This is a genomic window from Rothia sp. HMSC062F03 (genome assembly GCF_001836905.1).
Taxonomy (GTDB): Bacteria; Actinomycetota; Actinomycetes; order Actinomycetales; family Micrococcaceae; genus Rothia; species Rothia mucilaginosa_A.
Window position 1 is genome coordinate 1 of the sequence record NZ_KV830857.1, and the last position, 1,830, is coordinate 1,830.

A 1,830-nucleotide genomic window follows, 5' to 3' on the forward strand; every position below is an offset into this window, starting at 1 on the left:
TAAGCCTTCAGCCTATTAGTACCAGTCAACTCCACGAGTCTTCAGTCCCCGCTTCCATACCCGGCCTATCAACCTCATCATCTATAAGGAGCCTCACACACCAAAAAGTGCCAGGAAATCTCATCTCGAAACAGGCTTCCCGCTTAGATGCTTTCAGCGGTTATCCCTCCCGAACGTAGCCAATCAGCCATGCACCTGGCGGTACAACTGACATACCAGAGGTTCGTCCGTCCCGGTCCTCTCGTACTAAGGACAGCCTTTCTCAAATTTCCAACGCGCGCAGCGGATAGGGACCGAACTGTCTCACGACGTTCTGAACCCAGCTCGCGTACCGCTTTAATGGGCGAACAGCCCAACCCTTGGGACCGACTCCAGCCCCAGGATGCGACGAGCCGACATCGAGGTGCCAAACCATGCCGTCGATATGGACTCTTGGGCAAGATCAGCCTGTTATCCCCGAGGTACCTTTTATCCGTTGAGCGACGGCCGTTCCACAACGTACCGCCGGATCACTAGTCCCGACTTTCGTCCCTGCTCGACCTGCCAGTCTCACAGTCAAGCTCCCTTGTGCACTTACACTCAACACCTGATTGCCAACCAGGCTGAGGGAACCTTTGGGCGCCTCCGTTACACTTTAGGAGGCAACCGCCCCAGTTAAACTACCCATCAGGCACTGTCCCTGAACCAGATCATGGCCCGAAGTTAGACATCCAGATTGACCAGAGTGGTATTTCAACAACGACTCCACACAAACTAGCGTCCATGCTTCACAGTCTCCCACCTATCCTACACAAGCCAAACCAAACACCAATACCAAACTATAGTAAAGGTCACGGGGTCTTTCCGTCCTGCTGCGCGAAACGAGCATCTTTACTCGTACTGCAATTTCGCCGAGTTCATGGTTGAGACAGTAGGGAAGTCGTTACTCCATTCGTGCAGGTCGGAACTTACCCGACAAGGAATTTCGCTACCTTAGGATGGTTATAGTTACCACCGCCGTTTACTGGGGCTTAAATTCTCAGCTTCGCCCAAAAGAGCTAACCAATCCTCTTAACCTTCCAGCACCGGGCAGGAGTCAGTCCGTATACATCGTCTTACGACTTCGCACGGACCTGTGTTTTTGATAAACAGTCGCTTCCCCCTGGTCTCTGCGACCCATACACGCTCCAGACAGCAAGTGCCCATCACGCTCAAGGTCCCCCTTCTCCCGAAGTTACGGGGGCATTTTGCCGAGTTCCTTAACCATGATTCTCTCGATCGCCTTAGTATTCTCTACCTGATCACCTGTGTCGGTTTAGGGTACGGGCGGCTAAAACCTCACGCCGATGCTTTTCTCGGCAGCATAGGATCACCAAATCCCCCAAAAACAGGGTCCCATCACGTCTCAGGCACACAGCCGGCGCATTTAACAACCGACAACCCTACACGCTTAGACCACGACAACCATCGCGTGGCTTGGCTACCTTCCTGCGTCACACCTGTTAACACGTTTACCTCCAAAGATCGGGTCCCACAACCCACACAACACACAAACAAAAGCCTGCACATCATGCTTCGCATGGTTAGCATCACAATATCAGTATGGGCGGTTCTTCACCGGTACGGGAATATCAACCCGTTATCCATCGACTACGCCTGTCGGCCTCGCCTTAGGCCCCGACTAACCCAGGGCAGATTAACTTGACCCTGGAACCCTTGATCATCCGGCGGATGAGTTTCTCACTCATCTTTCGCTACTCATGCCTGCATTCTCACTCGCATAGCCTCCACCACTGGTTTACACCGCAGCTTCAACGGCCACACGACGCTCCCCTACCCAACAATCCAAAA

General features: G+C 53.2%; 1 rRNA gene. It reads right to left on the reverse strand.

The features are described from left to right. Positions 1-1,830: ribosomal RNA gene (locus HMPREF2674_RS00005) — 23S ribosomal RNA — on the reverse strand; the annotation flags it as partial.